This window comes from Vibrio sp. T11.5 (assembly GCF_027587155.1).
GTDB classification, from domain to species: Bacteria; Pseudomonadota; Gammaproteobacteria; order Enterobacterales; family Vibrionaceae; genus Vibrio; species Vibrio neptunius.
The window spans coordinates 224230-241870 of record NZ_JAPPTP010000002.1 but is presented as its reverse complement, the minus strand read 5'-3'; the positions used below and the strand labels follow the sequence as shown (position 1 = coordinate 241870).

The window sequence follows — 17641 nt, the reverse complement described above, 5'->3', positions numbered from 1 at the left end:
TCCAGTTATCCAGTTATCCAGTTATCCAGTTATCCAGTTATCCGTAGGGCGAAGCCCGTTCCCGCATCCTGCATCCCGCATCCTGCATCCCGATTCCCGATTCCCGTTTTACAGCGTCTCTTGATACTCAACCAAAATCTGCTCAATCCAAGTGGCAATACGCTCATCGCTGAGCTCATACTGAGAATCTTCGTCTAAAGCGAGGCCGACAAACTGGCTGCGATCTTCGGTCAGTGCCTTTGATGCTTCAAACTCGTAACTATCATCGTTTGGCCAGTAGCCAATCAGGTTTGCACCTGTCTTCTTAAGTTGATCGTGCAACATGCCCATTGCATCCAGATACCATTCGCCGTAGCCTTCTTGATCGCCTAAGCCATATAGTGCGATGGTCTTACCATTGAGCGATAAACCATCGATTTGATCCCATATCTCATTCCAATCTTCTTGAATTTCACCAAAATCCCAGGTTGAAATGCCTAAAATCAGAAAATCATAATCAGCCATCTCTGCCAGAGGCGTTTCTTTGACATTGCGGATATCCACCAATTCCTCACCTATGATGGCACGCATTTTCTCGGCTGCCATTTCTGTGTAGCAAGTCGTAGAACCGTAAAATAGACCAATTTTCATCACGTTCTTTTTCATTATTTTGAATCAATAGCGAATTCTAAACACAAAATGGCGAGCTTTGCAGCGAATATCCATATCGAATGGCAATTTTTATAGCTTTATTGCTGCGTGGCACTTACATTGAGCGCATATCATAAAGTTGAGGATTACAGTGTCAGAGATGATGTCACCCGATCAGGGGATGGTAGAGCAGTTTCTAGATGCGATGTGGTTGGAGCGAGGATTATCCGAAAATACGCTGGCATCTTATCGTAATGATTTATCCAAACTACTTCAGTGGATGACTGCAAATAACTATAGGCTCGATTTTATTAGTTTGTCTGGTTTACAGGATTACCAAAGTTGGTTAATGGATCAGGGCTTCAAGCAGACCTCAAGAGCCCGCATGTTGTCTGCGATTCGTCGCTTGTTTCAGTATTTGCATCGAGAAAAAGTGCGAGCGGATGATCCTAGTGCTTTATTGGTCAGCCCTAAGTTGCCCAAGAGGCTACCCAAAGATCTAAGTGAAGAGCAGGTTGAAGCGCTGCTCAATGCGCCAGACCCAAACGATGCAATGGAACTGCGTGACAAAGCCATGTTGGAATTACTTTATGCGACAGGCTTGCGTGTGACCGAGCTCGTCAGTTTGACGATGGAAAATATCAGCCTTCGTCAGGGCGTTGTGCGTGTTACGGGTAAAGGGGGCAAAGAGCGTTTGGTGCCAATGGGAGAAAATGCGGTGGATTGGATTGAAACTTTTATCCAACAAGGCAGGTCTGAGTTACTTGGGGAAACCACATCTGATGTTGTCTTTCCGAGTAAAAGAGCACGCCAGATGACGCGTCAGACTTTCTGGTATCGTATCAAGCATTATGCGGTTTTAGCGGGTATCGATACTGAGATGTTATCGCCTCACGTATTGCGCCACGCTTTTGCGACGCATTTGCTTAACTATGGCGCCGACCTGCGAGTAGTACAGATGTTGCTCGGACACAGCGACTTATCGACGACACAAATTTATACTCATGTAGCGACAGAACGGCTAAAACAGCTACACAGTGAACATCATCCAAGAGCATAAGGGATTATCTCTTATCATATTAAAAATAAGGTGAATTTAATGAGCGTAATACGCCGAATAACTCTACTTACGTTACCACTGCTCGTGGCGGCACAGGCAGTAGCAGCGGAAGTCAAATTTGATAAGGCTCAGCTTGAAGAGCGTTTTGCCAAGTTAGGGCTAGAAGTAAAACAAGTGGTTCCAGCAGAGATAGATGGTTTAGTTGAAGTGCAGACTAGTGGCGGAATTCTTTTCGCTTCGCCAAACGGTGACTATTTTCTAGCGGGTACATTGTATAAGCTTGATGGCAATGGTCAGTATGAAGATGTGTTGGCGAAACGTCAGGCACCAATCAATGCGAATAAAATTGAAACTTTCAAAGACAGCATGATCGAGTTTAAGGCCAAAGACGAAAAATACGTTATCACTGTCTTCACCGATATTACTTGTGGCTACTGTGTACGTCTTCATAGCCAAATGAAAGACTACAACGATTTAGGCATTACTATTCGTTACATGGCTTACCCACGTCAGGGCGCAACGGGTTCTGTTGCGGATCAAATGGCAACGATTTGGGGTTCGGATGACCCACAGGCTGCAATGCATAATGGCAAGGTAAACCGTGAATTTCCTGAGAAGAGTAAAGATTTCACCAAGTATCAAGATATTATCAAACAGCACTACGCACTTGGACGTGAGTTAGGTATCAGCGGTACGCCAGCAATTTTCCTACCAAACGGTGAAATGGTTGGTGGTTATTTACCACCTGAGCAGATGCTGCAACGCCTGCAACAAACACAAAAATCGTAACTCAGCCTTCAGAGTTACGTTTGAGTGCCTGAGAAGCTATCTTGTGATGAGAATCCTATGCCATGAATTAGGTTGATATAAGATTCTCATCTGTTAACTTGTTCGCTATTCAGGCGTCCTGCCCAAGAACAAGGCTCAATCCAATCTATGATCGAAATTCAACGACGGCCTGAGGTTGATCTCAGTCTGCTTTCTACCGACATTGCGCCACTTCTTAAGCGCATTTATATCTCACGCGGTATCACCAGTGCCCAGCAGTTAGAAACGACGGCGCGTGCATTGCACTCTTATCAAAAACTGCACGGTATTGACGCTGCTGTCGAACTTCTATTTGAAGCTATTCAAGGCAATAAACGAATTATTGTCGTAGGAGATTTCGACGCCGATGGGGCAACCAGCTCGGCTTTGTCGGTGATTGCATTACGAATGCTAGGTTCCAATAACGTCGATTATTTGGTGCCAAATCGTTTTGAAGATGGTTATGGTCTTAGCCCTGAAGTCGTTGATCAGGCGATTGAGATTGGCGCTGAAGTGATCATGACGGTCGATAATGGCGTTTCTTCAATTGATGGTGTGCGCTATGCGAAAGAGCAGGGCTTGAAGGTACTGGTTACTGACCACCACTTACCCGGCCACGAATTACCGAATGTTGACGCTATGGTCAACCCAAATCTCGAAGAGTGTGCTTTTCCTTCGAAAGCCCTAGCTGGAGTGGGAGTAGCGTTTTATCTCATGATGGCACTGTGTGTTCATATGAGAAAGCAAGGGTGGTTTGTTCATCAGGGCATGGCAGAGCCTAAACTGATGGAACTGATCGACTTGGTTGCTCTGGGCACGGTTGCTGATGTAGTGCCTCTGGATGAAAACAACCGCATTCTGGTTCACCAAGGTCTGCAGCGTATCCGTGCGGGTAAAGCAAGACCAGGTATTCAAGCCTTGATTGAAGTCGCAAAGCGAGATGCACGTCGATTGGTCGCTGCCGATTTCGGTTTTGCACTGGGTCCGCGAATTAACGCAGCTGGTCGTTTGGATGACATGTCGTTTGGTGTTGAACTATTGATGGCCAACAACATTCATGCTGCACGTCGTATGGCGAGTGAGCTGGATGGTTTGAACCAAACGCGTAAAGAAATCGAAGAAGGCATGAAGCAGGAAGCAATGGCTTTTTGTGAGCGTCTTCAATTTGGTGATAAGAACATGCCCCATGGGCTAGTGCTTTTTCAGCGTGACTGGCACCAAGGTGTGATTGGCATTTTAGCATCTCGAATCAAAGAGAAGTTCCACCGTCCTGTGATTGCCTTCGCCGATGGTGGTGAAGGGAGCATTAAGGGCTCATGCCGTTCGATTCCAGGCCTGCATATGCGTGACACTCTCGATCGTATTGATACTCAAAACCCCGGTCTGATCCTCAAGTTTGGTGGTCACGCCATGGCGGCTGGCCTGACGATCATGGAAAAAGACTTCGAACGATTTGCTCAGTTGTTTGATGAGGCTGTGAAACAAGAGTTGGACGACGCGGCACTTAAAGGTGTGATTTTGTCTGACGGTGAATTGAAGCCAGAAGAGTTTTCAATGCACATCGCAGAGATGCTTCGTGCTGGTGGACCATGGGGGCAAGCGTTTCCAGAGCCATTGTTCGACGGTGAGTTTAAGGTTCTGCATCAGAAACTGGTAGGAGAAAAGCACCTTAAACTAATGCTAGAACCTCTACACAAAGGTCATCCAACCAATATTATGATTGATGGTATTGCATTCAACGTCGATCTGCGTCGCTGGCCAGATGCGTCAGTGAAAACCGTACGTTTGGCTTACAAGCTTGATATCAACGAGTTTCGGGGCAATCAATCGCTACAATTGATGATTGATCATATAGAGGCGAAATAGAGTACGGGCATAGCCCTACAGAACGCGTTGCTCGGAGAACGGGCTACGCCCGCGAGAATCGGGAGCGGGCTTCGCCCTTCGAGAAAAGAGTCTTACGACTATTTCGGATTCTTCTGCTGGGTTGTTCCATAGATCGAGTAAGGGTTCTATTCGCTTTAAGAGATCCCCAACTCGTTCGTGCCTCACTCTTGAGGATGACGTTGTTTGGGATGGCCTGATGTACAAGTGGTCATTCCATAAAACGACGAAGGAGTGAGTAGGGAATCTCTATGTCTTCTCGGCTTGCTATCATAATCTCAGTTCACTCGCCCCTTGTTCTTGAGGATGAACGTTCTAAATAAAAGTAAAAGGGTTGACGAACAAACCTCGACCCTCAAAATCAATCCCGCATCCCGCATCCCGCATCCCGCATCCCGCATCCCGCATCCCGCATCCCGCATCCCGCATCCCGCATCCCGCATCCCGCATCCCGCATCCCGCATCCCGCATCCCATATCCCATATCCTGCAACTTCCCATCTCTTTACGACATATTCTGTTCATATTCCTTTAAAACTGACCAATTAAAGTGTGTTTGCTAGCACGACTTATTCCCATCTGTTTATATTTTGTAATTGGTCAGACCAATTTGATTGCTGTTTTAATCAGCTAATGTTATCAAAGTGTTGATGCATGGCTTGTTCTATGATTTGGGTCAATTTTTGACTGGAACTTGCGTTTTAATTATGTTAATTTCGTCGCCAACTTAAAATTGGTAATACCAATTGACTGCAAAGAGTAGAAGAACAACAACTATGGCTTATCAAAGGATTCGTCAGCCAAAACTCTCTGATGTAATTGAACAAGAGTTAGAACGGCTGATTGTGGAAGGAACATTGTCTCCGGGGCAGCAGCTGCCACCAGAGCGCGAACTGGCAAAGCAGTTTGATGTGTCTCGTCCTTCAATCCGTGAAGCAATTCAACGCCTCGAAGCTAAACGTCTTCTTACTCGTCGCCAGGGTGGTGGCACATTTGTTAGCGAGAATATCTGGACGAGTTTTTCAGATCCTCTGCTAAATTTATTGTCTAGCCATTCGGAAACACAGCTCGATTTACTGGAAACGCGCCATGCGATGGAAGGTATCTCTGCTTATTTTGCAGCAGTTCGTGGCACCGATGAGGACTTTGCCCGTATTCAGGCTTGCCTGAAAAACATCAGCGAAGAGCAAACGAAGAAAAATGTTGAAGCAGAAGCGGCTGCAGTTATGCAGTTTCTGATCGCTTTGACTGAAGCGGCGCACAACGTTGTCTTGCTTCATATCGTTCGTAGTTTGGCCCCTTTGCTGGAGCAAAACGTCCTTCAGAATCTTAAGCTCTTACATCGCCGCGATGAAGTGGTGGAAAAAGTAAGTAAACACCGAGCTAATATCGTTGATGCGATCGTTTCTGGTCAGCCAGAAAAGGCGCGTGAAATGTCGCACTCACACTTAGCTTATATTGAAGAAACATTGTTGGATTTGAGTCGTGAAGAATCTCGCCGTGAGCGATCTTTGCGTCGAATTCAGCAGGGTAACGACTCGTAAAGAGCGTTGCTTAAATAAGTAGATCCAACCAACAGAAGGATAGATCGCCATGTCTGATATGAAGCATGACGTAGACGCACTGGAAACTCAAGAATGGCTACAAGCCCTTGAGTCAGTTGTACGTGAAGAAGGTGTAGAGCGTGCTCAGTTCCTACTAGAGCAAGTTCTGGACAAAGCACGTCTAGACGGTGTTGACATGCCAACTGGAATCACAACCAACTACATCAACACGATTCCTGCAGATCAAGAACCAGCTTACCCAGGTGACACAACACTTGAGCGCCGTATTCGTTCCATCATCCGCTGGAACGCAATCATGATCGTTCTACGTGCATCTAAGAAAGACCTAGAGCTAGGCGGCCACATGGCGTCTTTCCAGTCTTCTGCTGCATTCTACGAAGTATGTTTCAACCACTTCTTCCGTGCTCCAAATGAGACGGACGGTGGCGATCTAGTGTACTACCAAGGTCACATCTCGCCAGGCATCTACTCTCGTGCATTCGTTGAAGGTCGTCTAACTGAAGAGCAGCTAGACAACTTCCGTCAAGAAGTAGACGGTAAAGGTATTCCATCATACCCGCACCCTAAACTGATGCCCGAGTTCTGGCAATTCCCAACAGTATCTATGGGTCTAGGCCCAATCTCTGCGATCTACCAAGCGCGTTTCCTTAAGTACCTTGACGGCCGTGGTCTGAAAGACACGTCTGCTCAACGTGTATATGCGTTCCTAGGTGATGGTGAGATGGATGAGCCAGAATCACGTGGTTCACTGTCTTTCGCAGCACGTGAGAAACTAGACAACCTATGTTTCCTAGTGAACTGTAACCTGCAGCGTCTAGACGGCCCTGTTATGGGTAACGGTAGCATCATCCAAGAGCTAGAAGGCCTATTTAAAGGTGCAGGCTGGAACGTTGTTAAAGTTATCTGGGGTAGCAACTGGGATGCACTACTTGCTAAAGATACGTCTGGCAAGCTTCTACAGCTAATGAACGAAACTATCGACGGTGACTACCAAACATTTAAATCAAAAGACGGTGCTTACGTACGTGAACACTTCTTTGGTAAATACCCAGAGACAGCGGCATTAGTTGCAGACATGACAGATGACGAAATCTTCGCGCTTAAGCGTGGTGGTCACGAGTCTTCTAAGCTATACGCAGCATACAAAAACGCGGCAGAAACTAAAGGTCGTCCTACAGTAATCCTAGCTAAGACTGTTAAAGGTTACGGCATGGGTGAAGCGGCTGAAGGTAAGAACATCGCGCACCAAGTTAAGAAGATGGACATGACTCACGTACTACACCTACGTGATCGTCTAGGTCTTCAAGACATCTTAACTGACGAAGCGGTTAAAGAGCTTCCGTACCTAAAACTTGAAGAAGGTTCTGCGGAATACGAATACCTACACGCTCGTCGTAAAGAACTAAAAGGTTACACGCCACAGCGTCTACCTAACTTTACTCAAGAATTCAAAGTACCTGAGCTAGAAGAATTCGCGCCGCTACTAAGTGAGCAAAAGCGTGACATTTCAACAACGATGGCTTATGTACGTACACTTAACATCCTGCTTAAGAACAAGAACATTGGTAAGAACATCGTTCCTATCATCTGTGACGAAGCACGTACGTTTGGTATGGAAGGTCTATTCCGTCAGATCGGTATCTACAACCCGCACGGTCAGGAATACACGCCAGAAGATAAAGGCATCGTTTCTTACTACAAAGAAGCGACATCTGGTCAGGTTCTGCAAGAAGGTATCAACGAGCTAGGCTCAATGGCTTCTTGGGTTGCTGCTGCGACATCTTACAGCACCAATGACCTGCCAATGATTCCATTCTACATCTACTACTCAATGTTTGGTTTCCAACGTGTAGGCGATATGGCATGGATGGCGGGTGACCAACAAGCTCGTGGTTTCCTACTAGGTGCTACTGCTGGTCGTACAACGCTAAACGGTGAAGGTCTACAGCACGAAGACGGTCACTCACACATCATGGCGAACACAGTTCCTAACTGTATCTCTTACGACCCAACATTCGCGTACGAAGTTGCGGTAATCATGCAAGACGGTATTCGTCGCATGTACGGTGAAAACCAAGAGAACGTGTTCTACTACCTAACGGTAATGAACGAAAACTACGCCATGCCAGCCATGCCAGAAGGCGCTGAAGAAGGCATTCGTAAGGGTATCTACAAGCTTGAGTCTTACGCAGGTGACAAGTCTAAAGTTCAGCTAATGGGCTCTGGTACTATCATGAACGAAGTACGTAAAGCAGCGACTATCCTAAGCGAAGAGTACGGCATCGCGTCTGACGTGTTCTCTGTAACGTCATTCAACGAACTGACTCGCGACGGCCAAGCGGTAGAGCGTGACAACATGCTACACCCAGAAGCTGACGCAAAAGTGCCTTACATCGCAGAAGTGATGGGCAGCGAGCCTGCAATCGCAGCGACTGACTACATGAAGAACTACGCAGAACAAGTTCGTGCGTTCATGCCTTCTGAGTCTTACAAAGTACTGGGTACTGATGGCTTCGGTCGTTCAGACAGCCGCGAAAACCTACGTCGTCACTTCGAAGTGAACGCAGGTTACGTTGTTGTAGCAGCGTTAAGTGAACTGGCTAAACGTGGTGATGTTGAAAAGTCTGTAGTCGTTGAAGCGATTGCTAAGTTCGACATCGACACAGAAAAAACTAACCCGCTATACGCTTAATTGAGAAGGTAAATAAGAAATGGCAATCGAAATTAATGTACCAGACATCGGTGCGGATGAGGTTGAAGTTACTGAAATTCTTGTAAGCGTTGGCGACAAGGTTGAAGAAGAGCAGTCTCTGATCACAGTTGAAGGCGATAAGGCTTCTATGGAAGTTCCTGCATCTCAAGCGGGTATCGTTAAAGAAATTAAAGTTGCAGAAGGCGACTCAGTTTCTACTGGTTCTCTAATCATGCTGTTCGTTGAAGATAATGTTGAAGCCGAGGGTGCAGCTGATGCTGCACCTGCTCCTGCGGCAGAAGCAGCTCCAGTAGCGGCTCCGGCTCCAGCAGCAGAGCTTAAAGAAGTTCACGTACCAGATATTGGTGGCGATGAAGTTGAAGTGACTGAAATCATGGTTGCAGTTGGCGACAGCATTGAAGAAGAGCAATCTCTTCTAACGGTTGAAGGCGACAAAGCTTCTATGGAAGTACCTGCACCATTCGCTGGTACACTAAAAGAGATCAAAGTAGCAGCAGGCGATAAAGTTACGACTGGCTCTTTAATCATGGTATTCGAAGTAGCAGGTTCTGGCGCTCCAGCGGCACCTGCAGCAGTAGAAGCTCCAGTTGCAGCGGCTCCAGCAGCATCAGCAGCGAAAGAAGTTAACGTTCCTGATATCGGCGGTGACGAAGTTGAAGTCACTGAGATCATGGTTGCAGTTGGCGATACAGTGGAAGAAGAGCAATCTCTAATCACTGTTGAAGGTGACAAAGCTTCAATGGAAGTTCCTGCTCCGTTTGCTGGTACAGTTAAAGAGATCAAGATTGCAACTGGCGACAAAGTGTCGACTGGCTCGCTAATCATGGTCTTCGAAGTGGCGGGTGCAGCACCTGCACCTGCAGTGGCTCCAGCTCAAGCGGCGGCACCTGCAGCAGCTCCTAAAGCAGAAGCTCCAGCGGCAGCAGTTCCAGCAACGACTGGCGATTTCCAAGAGAACAACGAGTACGCACACGCATCTCCAGTTGTTCGCCGTCTAGCGCGTGAGTTTGGCGTTAACCTGTCTAAAGTTAAAGGTTCTGGCCGTAAGAGCCGCATCCTGAAAGAAGACGTTCAAGCCTACGTGAAAGACGCACTTAAGCGTCTTGAGTCTGGTGCAGGTGCAGCAGCATCTGGTAAAGGCGACGGCGCAGCGCTTGGTCTACTGCCTTGGCCGAAAGTTGACTTCAGCAAGTTTGGTGAAACTGAAGTTCAGAAGCTTTCTAAGATCAAGAAGATTTCTGGTGCAAACCTACACCGTAACTGGGTGATGATCCCTCACGTTACACAGTGGGACAACGCTGATATCACTGAGCTAGAAGCATTCCGTAAAGAGCAGAACGCTATCGAAGCGAAGAAAGACACTGGTATGAAGATCACACCACTTGTGTTCATCATGAAAGCTGCTGCTAAAGCGCTTGAAGCGTTCCCAGCGTTCAACTCTTCTCTATCCGAAGATGGCGAAAGCATCATTCTGAAGAAATACGTCAACATCGGTATCGCAGTCGATACGCCTAACGGCTTAGTTGTTCCTGTCTTTAAAGATGTGAATAAGAAAGGCATCTACGAGCTATCTGAAGAGCTAATGGCTGTTTCTAAGAAAGCACGTGCAGGTAAGCTAACGGCGGCTGACATGCAAGGTGGCTGTTTCACTATCTCAAGCCTAGGTGGCATCGGCGGTACTGCGTTCACTCCAATCGTAAACGCACCAGAAGTCGGTATCCTAGGTGTGTCTAAGTCTGAAATGAAGCCAGTGTGGAACGGTAAAGAGTTCGAACCACGTCTACAGCTTCCACTATCTCTATCTTACGATCACCGTGTGATTGATGGTGCTGAAGGTGCTCGTTTCATCACGTTCTTGAACGCAGCGCTATCAGATATCCGTCGTCTGGTTCTTTAATTGAATTGAGATGATTGAGAGGCGGCCTTTTTTAGCCGCCTCTGTTAATAGAAACATCTGACAATGAGTCAAGGGGAACGTTTTCCTTACTTAATTGTTGGCTAGCTCACAGGCTAAATGGAATTGCTTTTCACACCATTAACATCTCTGTAAACTGTTGGCGGTCTGAAAATAATTGTTTAAAACTAACCACTCTTAAACATAAGAATCAATACCCACTCAGCCTGTTAGGGATAATGACTACAAGAGGTCAAAATGAGCAAAGAAATTAAAGCCCAAGTTGTTGTACTTGGTTCTGGTCCTGCTGGTTACTCCGCTGCCTTCCGTTGTGCAGACTTAGGTCTTGAAACTGTACTAATCGAGCGCTACAGCACTCTTGGCGGTGTATGTCTAAACGTGGGTTGTATCCCATCTAAAGCACTTCTTCACGTATCTAAAGTAATTGAAGAAGCAAAAGCGATGGCAGATCACGGCGTTGTGTTCGGTGAGCCGCAAACTGACATCAGCAAAATTCGTATCTGGAAAGAGAAAGTTGTTAATCAACTGACTGGTGGTCTTAGCGGTATGGCTAAGATGCGTAATGTGACTGTTGTTAATGGTTACGGTAAATTTACTGGCCCTAACTCTATCCTTGTTGAAGGAGAAGGTGAGGCAACAACAGTAAACTTTGATAACGCGATCGTTGCTGCTGGTTCTCGCCCTATCAAACTTCCATTCATCCCACATGAAGATCCACGAATTTGGGATTCTACTGACGCACTCGAACTGAAAGAAGTTCCTGAAAAACTACTCATCATGGGCGGTGGTATCATCGGTCTAGAAATGGGAACGGTATATCAGTCTCTAGGTTCTAAAGTTGACGTTGTTGAGATGTTCGACCAGGTTATTCCTGCGGCAGATAAAGATATCGTTAAAGTTTACACTAAGCGTGTGAAGGATAAGTTCAGCCTAATGCTAGAAACGAAAGTGACAGCAGTTGAGGCGAAAGAAGACGGTATTTATGTATCAATGGAAGGCAAGAAAGCACCTGCTGATGCAGAGCGCTATGATGCCGTTCTAGTGGCTATCGGCCGTGTACCAAATGGTAAACTTATCGATGGTGAGAAAGCAGGTCTAGAAATTGATGAGCGTGGTTTTATCAATGTAGACAAGCAGCTTCGTACAAACGTACCTCATATCTTTGCGATCGGTGATATCGTTGGTCAACCAATGCTGGCGCACAAAGGTGTGCATGAAGGCCACGTTGCCGCTGAAGTTATTGCTGGTAAGAAGCACTACTTTGATCCTAAGGTTATCCCTTCAATTGCTTACACTGAGCCAGAAGTGGCATGGGTTGGTAAGACTGAGAAAGAAGCGAAGGAAGAAGGCATCAAGTACGAAGTGGCTACTTTCCCTTGGGCTGCATCAGGTCGTGCAATCGCCTCTGACTGCGCTGACGGTATGACTAAGCTTATCTTCGACAAAGAGACTCACCGTGTTATTGGTGGTGCGATCGTTGGTACTAACGGTGGTGAACTACTCGGTGAAATCGGTCTAGCTATCGAGATGGGTTGTGATGCAGAAGATATCGCGCTGACTATCCACGCTCACCCAACTCTACATGAGTCTGTCGGCCTAGCTGCTGAAGTATTCGAAGGTTCTATTACTGACCTTCCAAACAAAAAAGCAGTTAAAAAGAAAAAATAATTTCTCTGAAGACTGAAGAACAAAAGCCGCTGATTACTCAGCGGCTTTTTTATTTTAGGGTGTTGCAGACATAAAAAAGCCGGGTGAACCCCCCGGCTTTACAATGACACTGGTTAATCTACTTGTAGATGCAAAGCATATCTAGGTAGCTTTGTGTCAGGCGGTTTACAGACTCATCATCTTGAGTACGGTTAGCCTGAACAAACAGTGAGTAGCAGATGCCGTGGAATAGTGTCGCTAGGTCTGCTGGGTCATGATCATCGCACACTTCACCACGCTCGATGGCTTTGACAAACATATTTTGGACCAACAATTGATTAGTACGGTTTGTTGTCACAAACAATGGCCATACTTCGTCACGAGTCGATGCACTCCACTCAAACCAAACTTTCAACCAGTGACAGTCATTGACAACAAGATCAACCATTGCCGAAGTCAGGTTACGTAGGTTTTCTTTTGCATGAATATCAAGATCGATATTATCTGATAGGAAGTTTGAGAACTGACGAACTACGTAGTTAAGTACATCATCAACCAGATCTTCTCGGGTTGGGAAGTAGTTAAACACAGTCGCAACAGAAACCTGTGCGATTTCTGCGATGTCAGCGTGACCACCACGTCCAATACCACGTCTTGCAAACACCTCTAGTGCGATTTCCATCAGCTGCTGTTTACGTTTTTGTGGTGAAAGACGCGTACGCGGTCTCTTAGCTATAGAATCCATAGTTATATTTCCTTGCCAATTGAGTTGTATATGTGGGCTTTTGCCCTAATTAGTATTTTATTATTGCTTTCGCAGTAATGAGTGTAATGGTGCATATGAATTAGGTCAACGATTTCAGTTTATTTAATAATCATTTTTATTAATACCGTGCTTCTGATCATGTAGTTGCATATGTTTATTGCAGCCTTTAATCAAGCAAACGTTTCTCCTGCTACATAGTGGTGATAAACTACGTGCTTAAGATCATCTGACGGGATCTAAACTAATGTTTAGTGAACTATCGTTAATGCAGAGAACGAGATTGGTATGAAACATACAGTAGAAGTAATGATTTCTGAGCAAGAGGTTCAGGAACGCGTGAGTGAACTGGGTAAAGCCATTACCCTTCACTATCAAGGCAGCGAAGATTTAGTGCTGGTTGGTTTGTTACGTGGCTCATTTGTCTTTATGGCAGACTTGGCTCGAAAGATTGAACTAACGCATCAAGTAGATTTCATGACGGCTTCTAGTTACGGCAACACGATGGAGAGCTCTCGCGATGTTCGCATTCTTAAAGATCTGGATGATGATATTAAAGGTAAAGATGTTCTAATCATTGAAGATATTATTGATACGGGCAACACGCTGAACAAAATCACAGAGATCCTTTCTTTGCGTGAACCCAAATCTATCGCTATCTGCACTTTGCTCGATAAGCCGTCACGCCGTGAAGTTGATGTTCCGGTTGATTGGATTGGGTTTGCTATTCCCGATGAGTTTGTTGTTGGGGTGGGTATTGACTACGCGCAGAAGTATCGTCACCTTCCTTACATAGGTAAAGTGGTTCCTCAAGAATAGCCACCTTTTTCCTTAGACAAATGTAAAAAGACCCGCTATTTCGCGGGTCTTTTGTTGTTTAGTCAAGTACAGGAGAAGTTAAAATCTTATCCAATGCCTCTTGGTGGCGACTTTCTAACGTTTCTCGGCTTGAGCAGCGAACACCTAAATCTTGCAGTTTGCCATTGCCAATACCGTAGACGAAGCCATGAATCTCAACCTCTTGGCCTCTTTCCCATGCACCTTGCAGTATTGTTGAGTGACCGAGGTTATAGACTTGCTCTGCGACATTGATTTCGCATAGCTTGTTGCCCCATTGGCCACGTGGTAATGATTCGATTTGCGTCTTATATTTGAGGTAATTATCGCGAATGTGGAGTAACCAGTTATTGATTAGTCCCAATTGGGGGTTATCAATAGCAGCGTTAACACCACCACAGCCATAATGTCCACAAACGATGATGTGTTTTACTTTCAGAACTTCTACAGCATACTGGACAACTGATAAGCAATTAAGGTCCGTATGGATAACCTGATTAGCAACATTGCGATGAACGAATAGTTCGCCTGAATACAGTCCAGTAAGGCGCTCGGCAGGCACTCGGCTGTCAGAGCAACCGATCCAAAGGAACCCAGGGTTCTGGCCTTCTTCAAGTTTTGCAAAGTACTCTGGTCGTTCAGCCTTAATGGATTCAGACCACTTTGAGTTGTTTTCAAAAAGCTGTTTAATTTCCGGCATCTTACAATCAATCCTAAACATTTCTTTCGCTACTATACACAATGTTACAATTTCATTCCTGTCAAAACTGTGTAAAAAAGCACTCATCTGACGTGTTTCATCGCTAAAAATCATAAACTTAGTAGTGAATCTAACAAAGAGTTATATAGTGTGTTTGATGGGGCTGTGATCGTACTAACGCGAGTTAGGCATATTTGCTAAAGTTGCTTTTTAGTTGGTATATCAACGAAGATGTCAGCAAATTTATTCTAATTTATTACTTTTAATGAGGGTATTCACGACTCATTACCTCTTCGAGTATCAAAATCGCATTAATTAAGCAGTGGAGCTGGATTGTGTTTGGAAATCGTTTTGAAGATATTAATCTGAAAGGTGATGCCTTTGGTGGAGTGACCACCGCTATTATTTCGTTACCATTAGCGCTAGCTTTTGGGGTCGCTTCGGGAGCCGGTGCTGAAGCCGGACTTTGGGGCGCGATCTTGGTCGGTTTATTTGCTTCTCTATTCGGTGGTTCAAACTCACTGATTTCAGAGCCTACAGGCCCAATGACAGTGATTATGACCGCTGTGCTTACTAGTATGATGGCTAAATACCCCGAGACTGGCATGGCGATGACTTTTACGGTTGTGATGATGGCCGGTGCTTTTCAGATCTTACTAGGAACATTGAAGCTCGGAAAGTATGTTACCTTGATGCCGTACAGTGTGATTTCTGGCTTTATGTCAGGGATAGGTGTCATCTTGATTATTCTTCAGTTGTCGCCACTGCTTGGCCATGCCGCTCCTTCAGGCGGTGTATTAGGCACCTTATCCGCTTTCCCTGAAACGGTTGCCAATATGAAGTTCAGTGAGCTATTTCTCGGCCTCCTGACACTGGGAATTTTGTTTTTCTTTCCAAAAAAATACCGCAAATACGTACCCGCTCAGCTAGTGGCATTAATTGCCGTTACCCTCTTATCTATCGTTGTGTTTGACACTGAAGATATTCGTCGTATTGGTGAAATTCCAGCGGGCTTGCCATCTCTAGTGATTCCGCACATTGATTCTTCTATGTTCACCGAGATGGTCATCGATGCGCTGGTATTGGGAACACTGGGGTGTATCGATACGCTGCTGACTGCTGTCATTGGCGACTCACTGACTCGTAAAGAACACAACTCAGATAAAGAACTTCGCGGTCAAGGCTTAGCGAACATGGTCTCAGGTCTTTTTGGTGCACTGCCGGGGGCTGGTGCTACGATGGGGACCGTGACAAATATTCAGGTAGGGGCTCGTTCACCACTATCGGGGGTGATCCGTGCTTTAATGCTCGCTTTAGTGGTGTTGGTCGCTGGAGGTTTGACCAAGCCTATTCCTATGGCGGTATTGGCGGGTATAGCTGTGTACGTTGGCTTCAATATACTTGACTGGAGCTTCATCCAACGAGCGCATAAAGTGAGCTTTGCGGGGATGGCGGTCATGTATGGTGTCATGCTATTGACAGTGTTTGTGGATCTTATCGTGGCTGTGGGACTTGGCGTTTTCATTTCTAATATCATCATTATTGAACGTTTGAGTCGTGAACAAGCTCGACAGGTCAAAGCCATCAGTGATGCGGATGAAAATGATGTTCCTTTGACAGACAGTGAAAGAGCTCTGTTAGACAGAGCCAATGACAAAGTACTGTTTTTCTATTTGTCTGGGCCGATGATTTTTAGTGTTTCGAAAGCCATCTCACGCCAGCACAGTAGTATTTCTGATTACGAGGTGATGATCCTAGACTTGACTGACGTGCCTATGATTGATGTGACGGTCGGGCTCGCGCTAGAAAATGCGATTAAAGATGCTCTTGACGCGAATTGCCAAGTATATTTGTTGTGCCCGAATGAAAGCACCCGCCAACAATTGGAAAAATTCCATGTTATTGATTTAGTACCTCAAGAAAATACATATAAATTTCGTTACGAGGCGCTCAAAGCGGCGTTGAAGCATGTCGAGAGTGATGAACATCAGTTCCAAGCAGTTTAGACTGACAAATACCTACTCACGCCGCTGACTCTCAGCGGCGTTTTTGCAGTAGGGTTACAGCATTTCATATTTCCAAATAAATCGAATCGTGTAATTGTATTCATCGTTATTCAACGATAAACTGAATTACACTCGTGGCTCTCTAACGGCATACGCACGTTACCCACATCCGCACAAACCAACAATTACACTGAAAACTATGTATGCATTAGAAATTGAACAACTTCGCAAAACCTATGCGGGGGGATTTGAGGCGCTAAAGGGTATTAGCCTCAATGTCGCCAAAGGCGACTTTTATGCCTTATTGGGGCCTAACGGTGCCGGTAAGTCGACGACTATTGGTGTGATCTCCTCTCTGGTCAATAAGACCTCTGGCAAGGTTAGAGTATTCGGTTATGACACTGACAAAGATCTAGAGCTGGCTAAGCAACACCTAGGTTTAGTCCCGCAGGAGTTTAACTTCAATCAATTTGAGACCGTTGAGCAAATTGTTTTGCAACAGGCTGGATACTATGGGGTGTCACGCACTTTAGCGAAGCAAAGAGCCGAAAAGTATTTAACCAAGCTTGATTTGTGGGAAAAACGTAACGAACGCGCACGAAACTTATCTGGAGGAATGAAGCGTCGTCTGATGATTGCCCGCGCCTTAGTCCATGAGCCTAAGTTATTGATTCTGGATGAACCGACGGCAGGCGTCGATATTGAACTACGCCGTTCTATGTGGGAGTTTCTTAAAGAGATTAACCAAGAAGGTATCACGATCATTTTGACGACCCATTACCTTGAAGAAGCTGAAATGCTATGTCGTAACATAGGTATCATCAGCAAAGGTGAGTTAATAGAAAACACCACGATGAAACACCTACTAGGTAAGCTGCATGTAGAAACTTTTATTTTTGATTTAGAGGAAGGCGTAGAGGTCCCTCTGTTGAAAGGTGTAAACAGTCAAAGTGTGGTTAATGGTTCGCTCGAGATTGAAATTGAGAAAACTCAAGGGCTCAATAGTATTTTCAGTCAGCTAACAGAGCTAGGAGTAAAGGTGTTGTCGATGCGCAATAAAGCAAACCGATTGGAAGAGCTGTTTGTCAATATTGTCCGTGAGGGAGGTCAGTAAT

At 45.6% G+C, this 17641-nt stretch carries 13 protein-coding genes; 10 read left to right on the top strand and 3 right to left on the bottom strand.

The features are described from left to right. Positions 1-108: 108 nt before the first annotated feature. The gene (gene fldB, locus OH455_RS04230; RefSeq protein WP_045977893.1) at positions 109-630 is read right to left on the bottom strand and encodes a flavodoxin FldB; all 522 of its coding nucleotides are present in this window, start codon (positions 628-630) and stop codon (positions 109-111) included. Between the two features lie 163 nt (positions 631-793). On the opposite strand from fldB, the gene xerD reads away from it, so the two are divergent. From xerD to lpdA, 7 genes are all read left to right on the top strand, one after another. Continuing rightward, on the top strand, positions 794-1690 hold the full coding sequence (gene xerD / locus OH455_RS04225) for a site-specific tyrosine recombinase XerD (RefSeq protein WP_045977896.1): 897 nt from the start codon (positions 794-796) through the stop codon (positions 1688-1690). Between the two features lie 39 nt (positions 1691-1729). Next, entirely contained in the window at positions 1730-2479 is a 750-nt protein-coding gene (locus tag OH455_RS04220) for a thioredoxin fold domain-containing protein (protein ID WP_269980454.1), read from the top strand. Between the two features lie 147 nt (positions 2480-2626). After that, complete coding sequence (gene recJ / locus OH455_RS04215; RefSeq protein WP_269980453.1) at positions 2627-4363, top strand: single-stranded-DNA-specific exonuclease RecJ; 1737 nt, start codon at positions 2627-2629, stop codon at positions 4361-4363. A gap of 793 nt (positions 4364-5156) precedes the next feature. Continuing rightward, positions 5157-5924 (top strand): pyruvate dehydrogenase complex transcriptional repressor PdhR, encoded by a 768-nt coding sequence (pdhR, locus tag OH455_RS04210; RefSeq protein WP_006958126.1) that lies wholly within the window; start codon positions 5157-5159, stop codon positions 5922-5924. A gap of 49 nt (positions 5925-5973) precedes the next feature. Then, entirely contained in the window at positions 5974-8637 is a 2664-nt protein-coding gene (gene aceE / locus OH455_RS04205) for a pyruvate dehydrogenase (acetyl-transferring), homodimeric type (RefSeq protein WP_269980452.1), read from the top strand. 19 nt (positions 8638-8656) lie between these two features. Further along, a complete protein-coding gene (gene aceF, locus OH455_RS04200; RefSeq protein WP_269980451.1) occupies positions 8657-10555 on the top strand; it encodes a pyruvate dehydrogenase complex dihydrolipoyllysine-residue acetyltransferase in 1899 nt (632 codons plus the stop codon). 255 nt (positions 10556-10810) lie between these two features. Then, the gene (lpdA, locus tag OH455_RS04195) at positions 10811-12241 is read left to right on the top strand and encodes a dihydrolipoyl dehydrogenase (RefSeq protein WP_045977702.1); all 1431 of its coding nucleotides are present in this window, start codon (positions 10811-10813) and stop codon (positions 12239-12241) included. Positions 12242-12359: 118 nt separating this feature from the next. Here the strand turns inward: lpdA and OH455_RS04190 are convergent, their stop codons facing one another. After that, the gene (locus OH455_RS04190) at positions 12360-12965 is read right to left on the bottom strand and encodes a LuxR/HapR/OpaR family quorum-sensing transcriptional regulator (protein WP_045977701.1); all 606 of its coding nucleotides are present in this window, start codon (positions 12963-12965) and stop codon (positions 12360-12362) included. A gap of 306 nt (positions 12966-13271) precedes the next feature. Between OH455_RS04190 and hpt the strand changes: the two genes are divergently transcribed. Further along, on the top strand, positions 13272-13802 hold the full coding sequence (hpt, locus tag OH455_RS04185) for a hypoxanthine phosphoribosyltransferase (protein WP_206368085.1): 531 nt from the start codon (positions 13272-13274) through the stop codon (positions 13800-13802). Between the two features lie 58 nt (positions 13803-13860). On the opposite strand, the gene can is transcribed toward hpt, so the two are convergent. Beyond that, positions 13861-14520, bottom strand: coding sequence for a carbonate dehydratase (gene can / locus OH455_RS04180; protein ID WP_269980450.1), 660 nt, complete (start codon positions 14518-14520; stop codon positions 13861-13863). Between the two features lie 335 nt (positions 14521-14855). Here can and OH455_RS04175 point away from each other — a divergent pair, with 335 nt between their 5' ends. Together OH455_RS04175 and OH455_RS04170 are read left to right on the top strand one after the other, a co-directional pair. Continuing rightward, positions 14856-16526 (top strand): SulP family inorganic anion transporter, encoded by a 1671-nt coding sequence (locus tag OH455_RS04175; RefSeq protein WP_269980449.1) that lies wholly within the window; start codon positions 14856-14858, stop codon positions 16524-16526. Positions 16527-16725: 199 nt separating this feature from the next. Beyond that, the gene (locus OH455_RS04170) at positions 16726-17640 is read left to right on the top strand and encodes an ABC transporter ATP-binding protein (protein WP_269980500.1); all 915 of its coding nucleotides are present in this window, start codon (positions 16726-16728) and stop codon (positions 17638-17640) included. Position 17641: the final 1 nt, after the last annotated feature.

Excerpts from the sequence above, each read along its gene's own strand:
- lpdA (WP_045977702.1), top strand. The coding sequence starts at position 10,811 with ATGAGCAAAGAAATTAAAGCCCAAGTTGTTGTACTTGGTTCTGGTCCT.
- pdhR (WP_006958126.1), top strand. The coding sequence starts at position 5,157 with ATGGCTTATCAAAGGATTCGTCAGCCAAAACTCTCTGATGTAATTGAA.
- OH455_RS04170 (WP_269980500.1), top strand. The coding sequence starts at position 16,726 with ATGTATGCATTAGAAATTGAACAACTTCGCAAAACCTATGCGGGGGGA.
- xerD (WP_045977896.1), top strand. The coding sequence starts at position 794 with ATGTCACCCGATCAGGGGATGGTAGAGCAGTTTCTAGATGCGATGTGG.
- fldB (WP_045977893.1), bottom strand. The coding sequence starts at position 630 with ATGAAAATTGGTCTATTTTACGGTTCTACGACTTGCTACACAGAAATG.
- recJ (WP_269980453.1), top strand. The coding sequence starts at position 2,627 with ATGATCGAAATTCAACGACGGCCTGAGGTTGATCTCAGTCTGCTTTCT.
- can (WP_269980450.1), bottom strand. The coding sequence starts at position 14,520 with ATGCCGGAAATTAAACAGCTTTTTGAAAACAACTCAAAGTGGTCTGAA.
- aceE (WP_269980452.1), top strand. The coding sequence starts at position 5,974 with ATGTCTGATATGAAGCATGACGTAGACGCACTGGAAACTCAAGAATGG.
- aceF (WP_269980451.1), top strand. The coding sequence starts at position 8,657 with ATGGCAATCGAAATTAATGTACCAGACATCGGTGCGGATGAGGTTGAA.
- OH455_RS04190 (WP_045977701.1), bottom strand. The coding sequence starts at position 12,965 with ATGGATTCTATAGCTAAGAGACCGCGTACGCGTCTTTCACCACAAAAA.
- OH455_RS04220 (WP_269980454.1), top strand. The coding sequence starts at position 1,730 with ATGAGCGTAATACGCCGAATAACTCTACTTACGTTACCACTGCTCGTG.
- hpt (WP_206368085.1), top strand. The coding sequence starts at position 13,272 with ATGAAACATACAGTAGAAGTAATGATTTCTGAGCAAGAGGTTCAGGAA.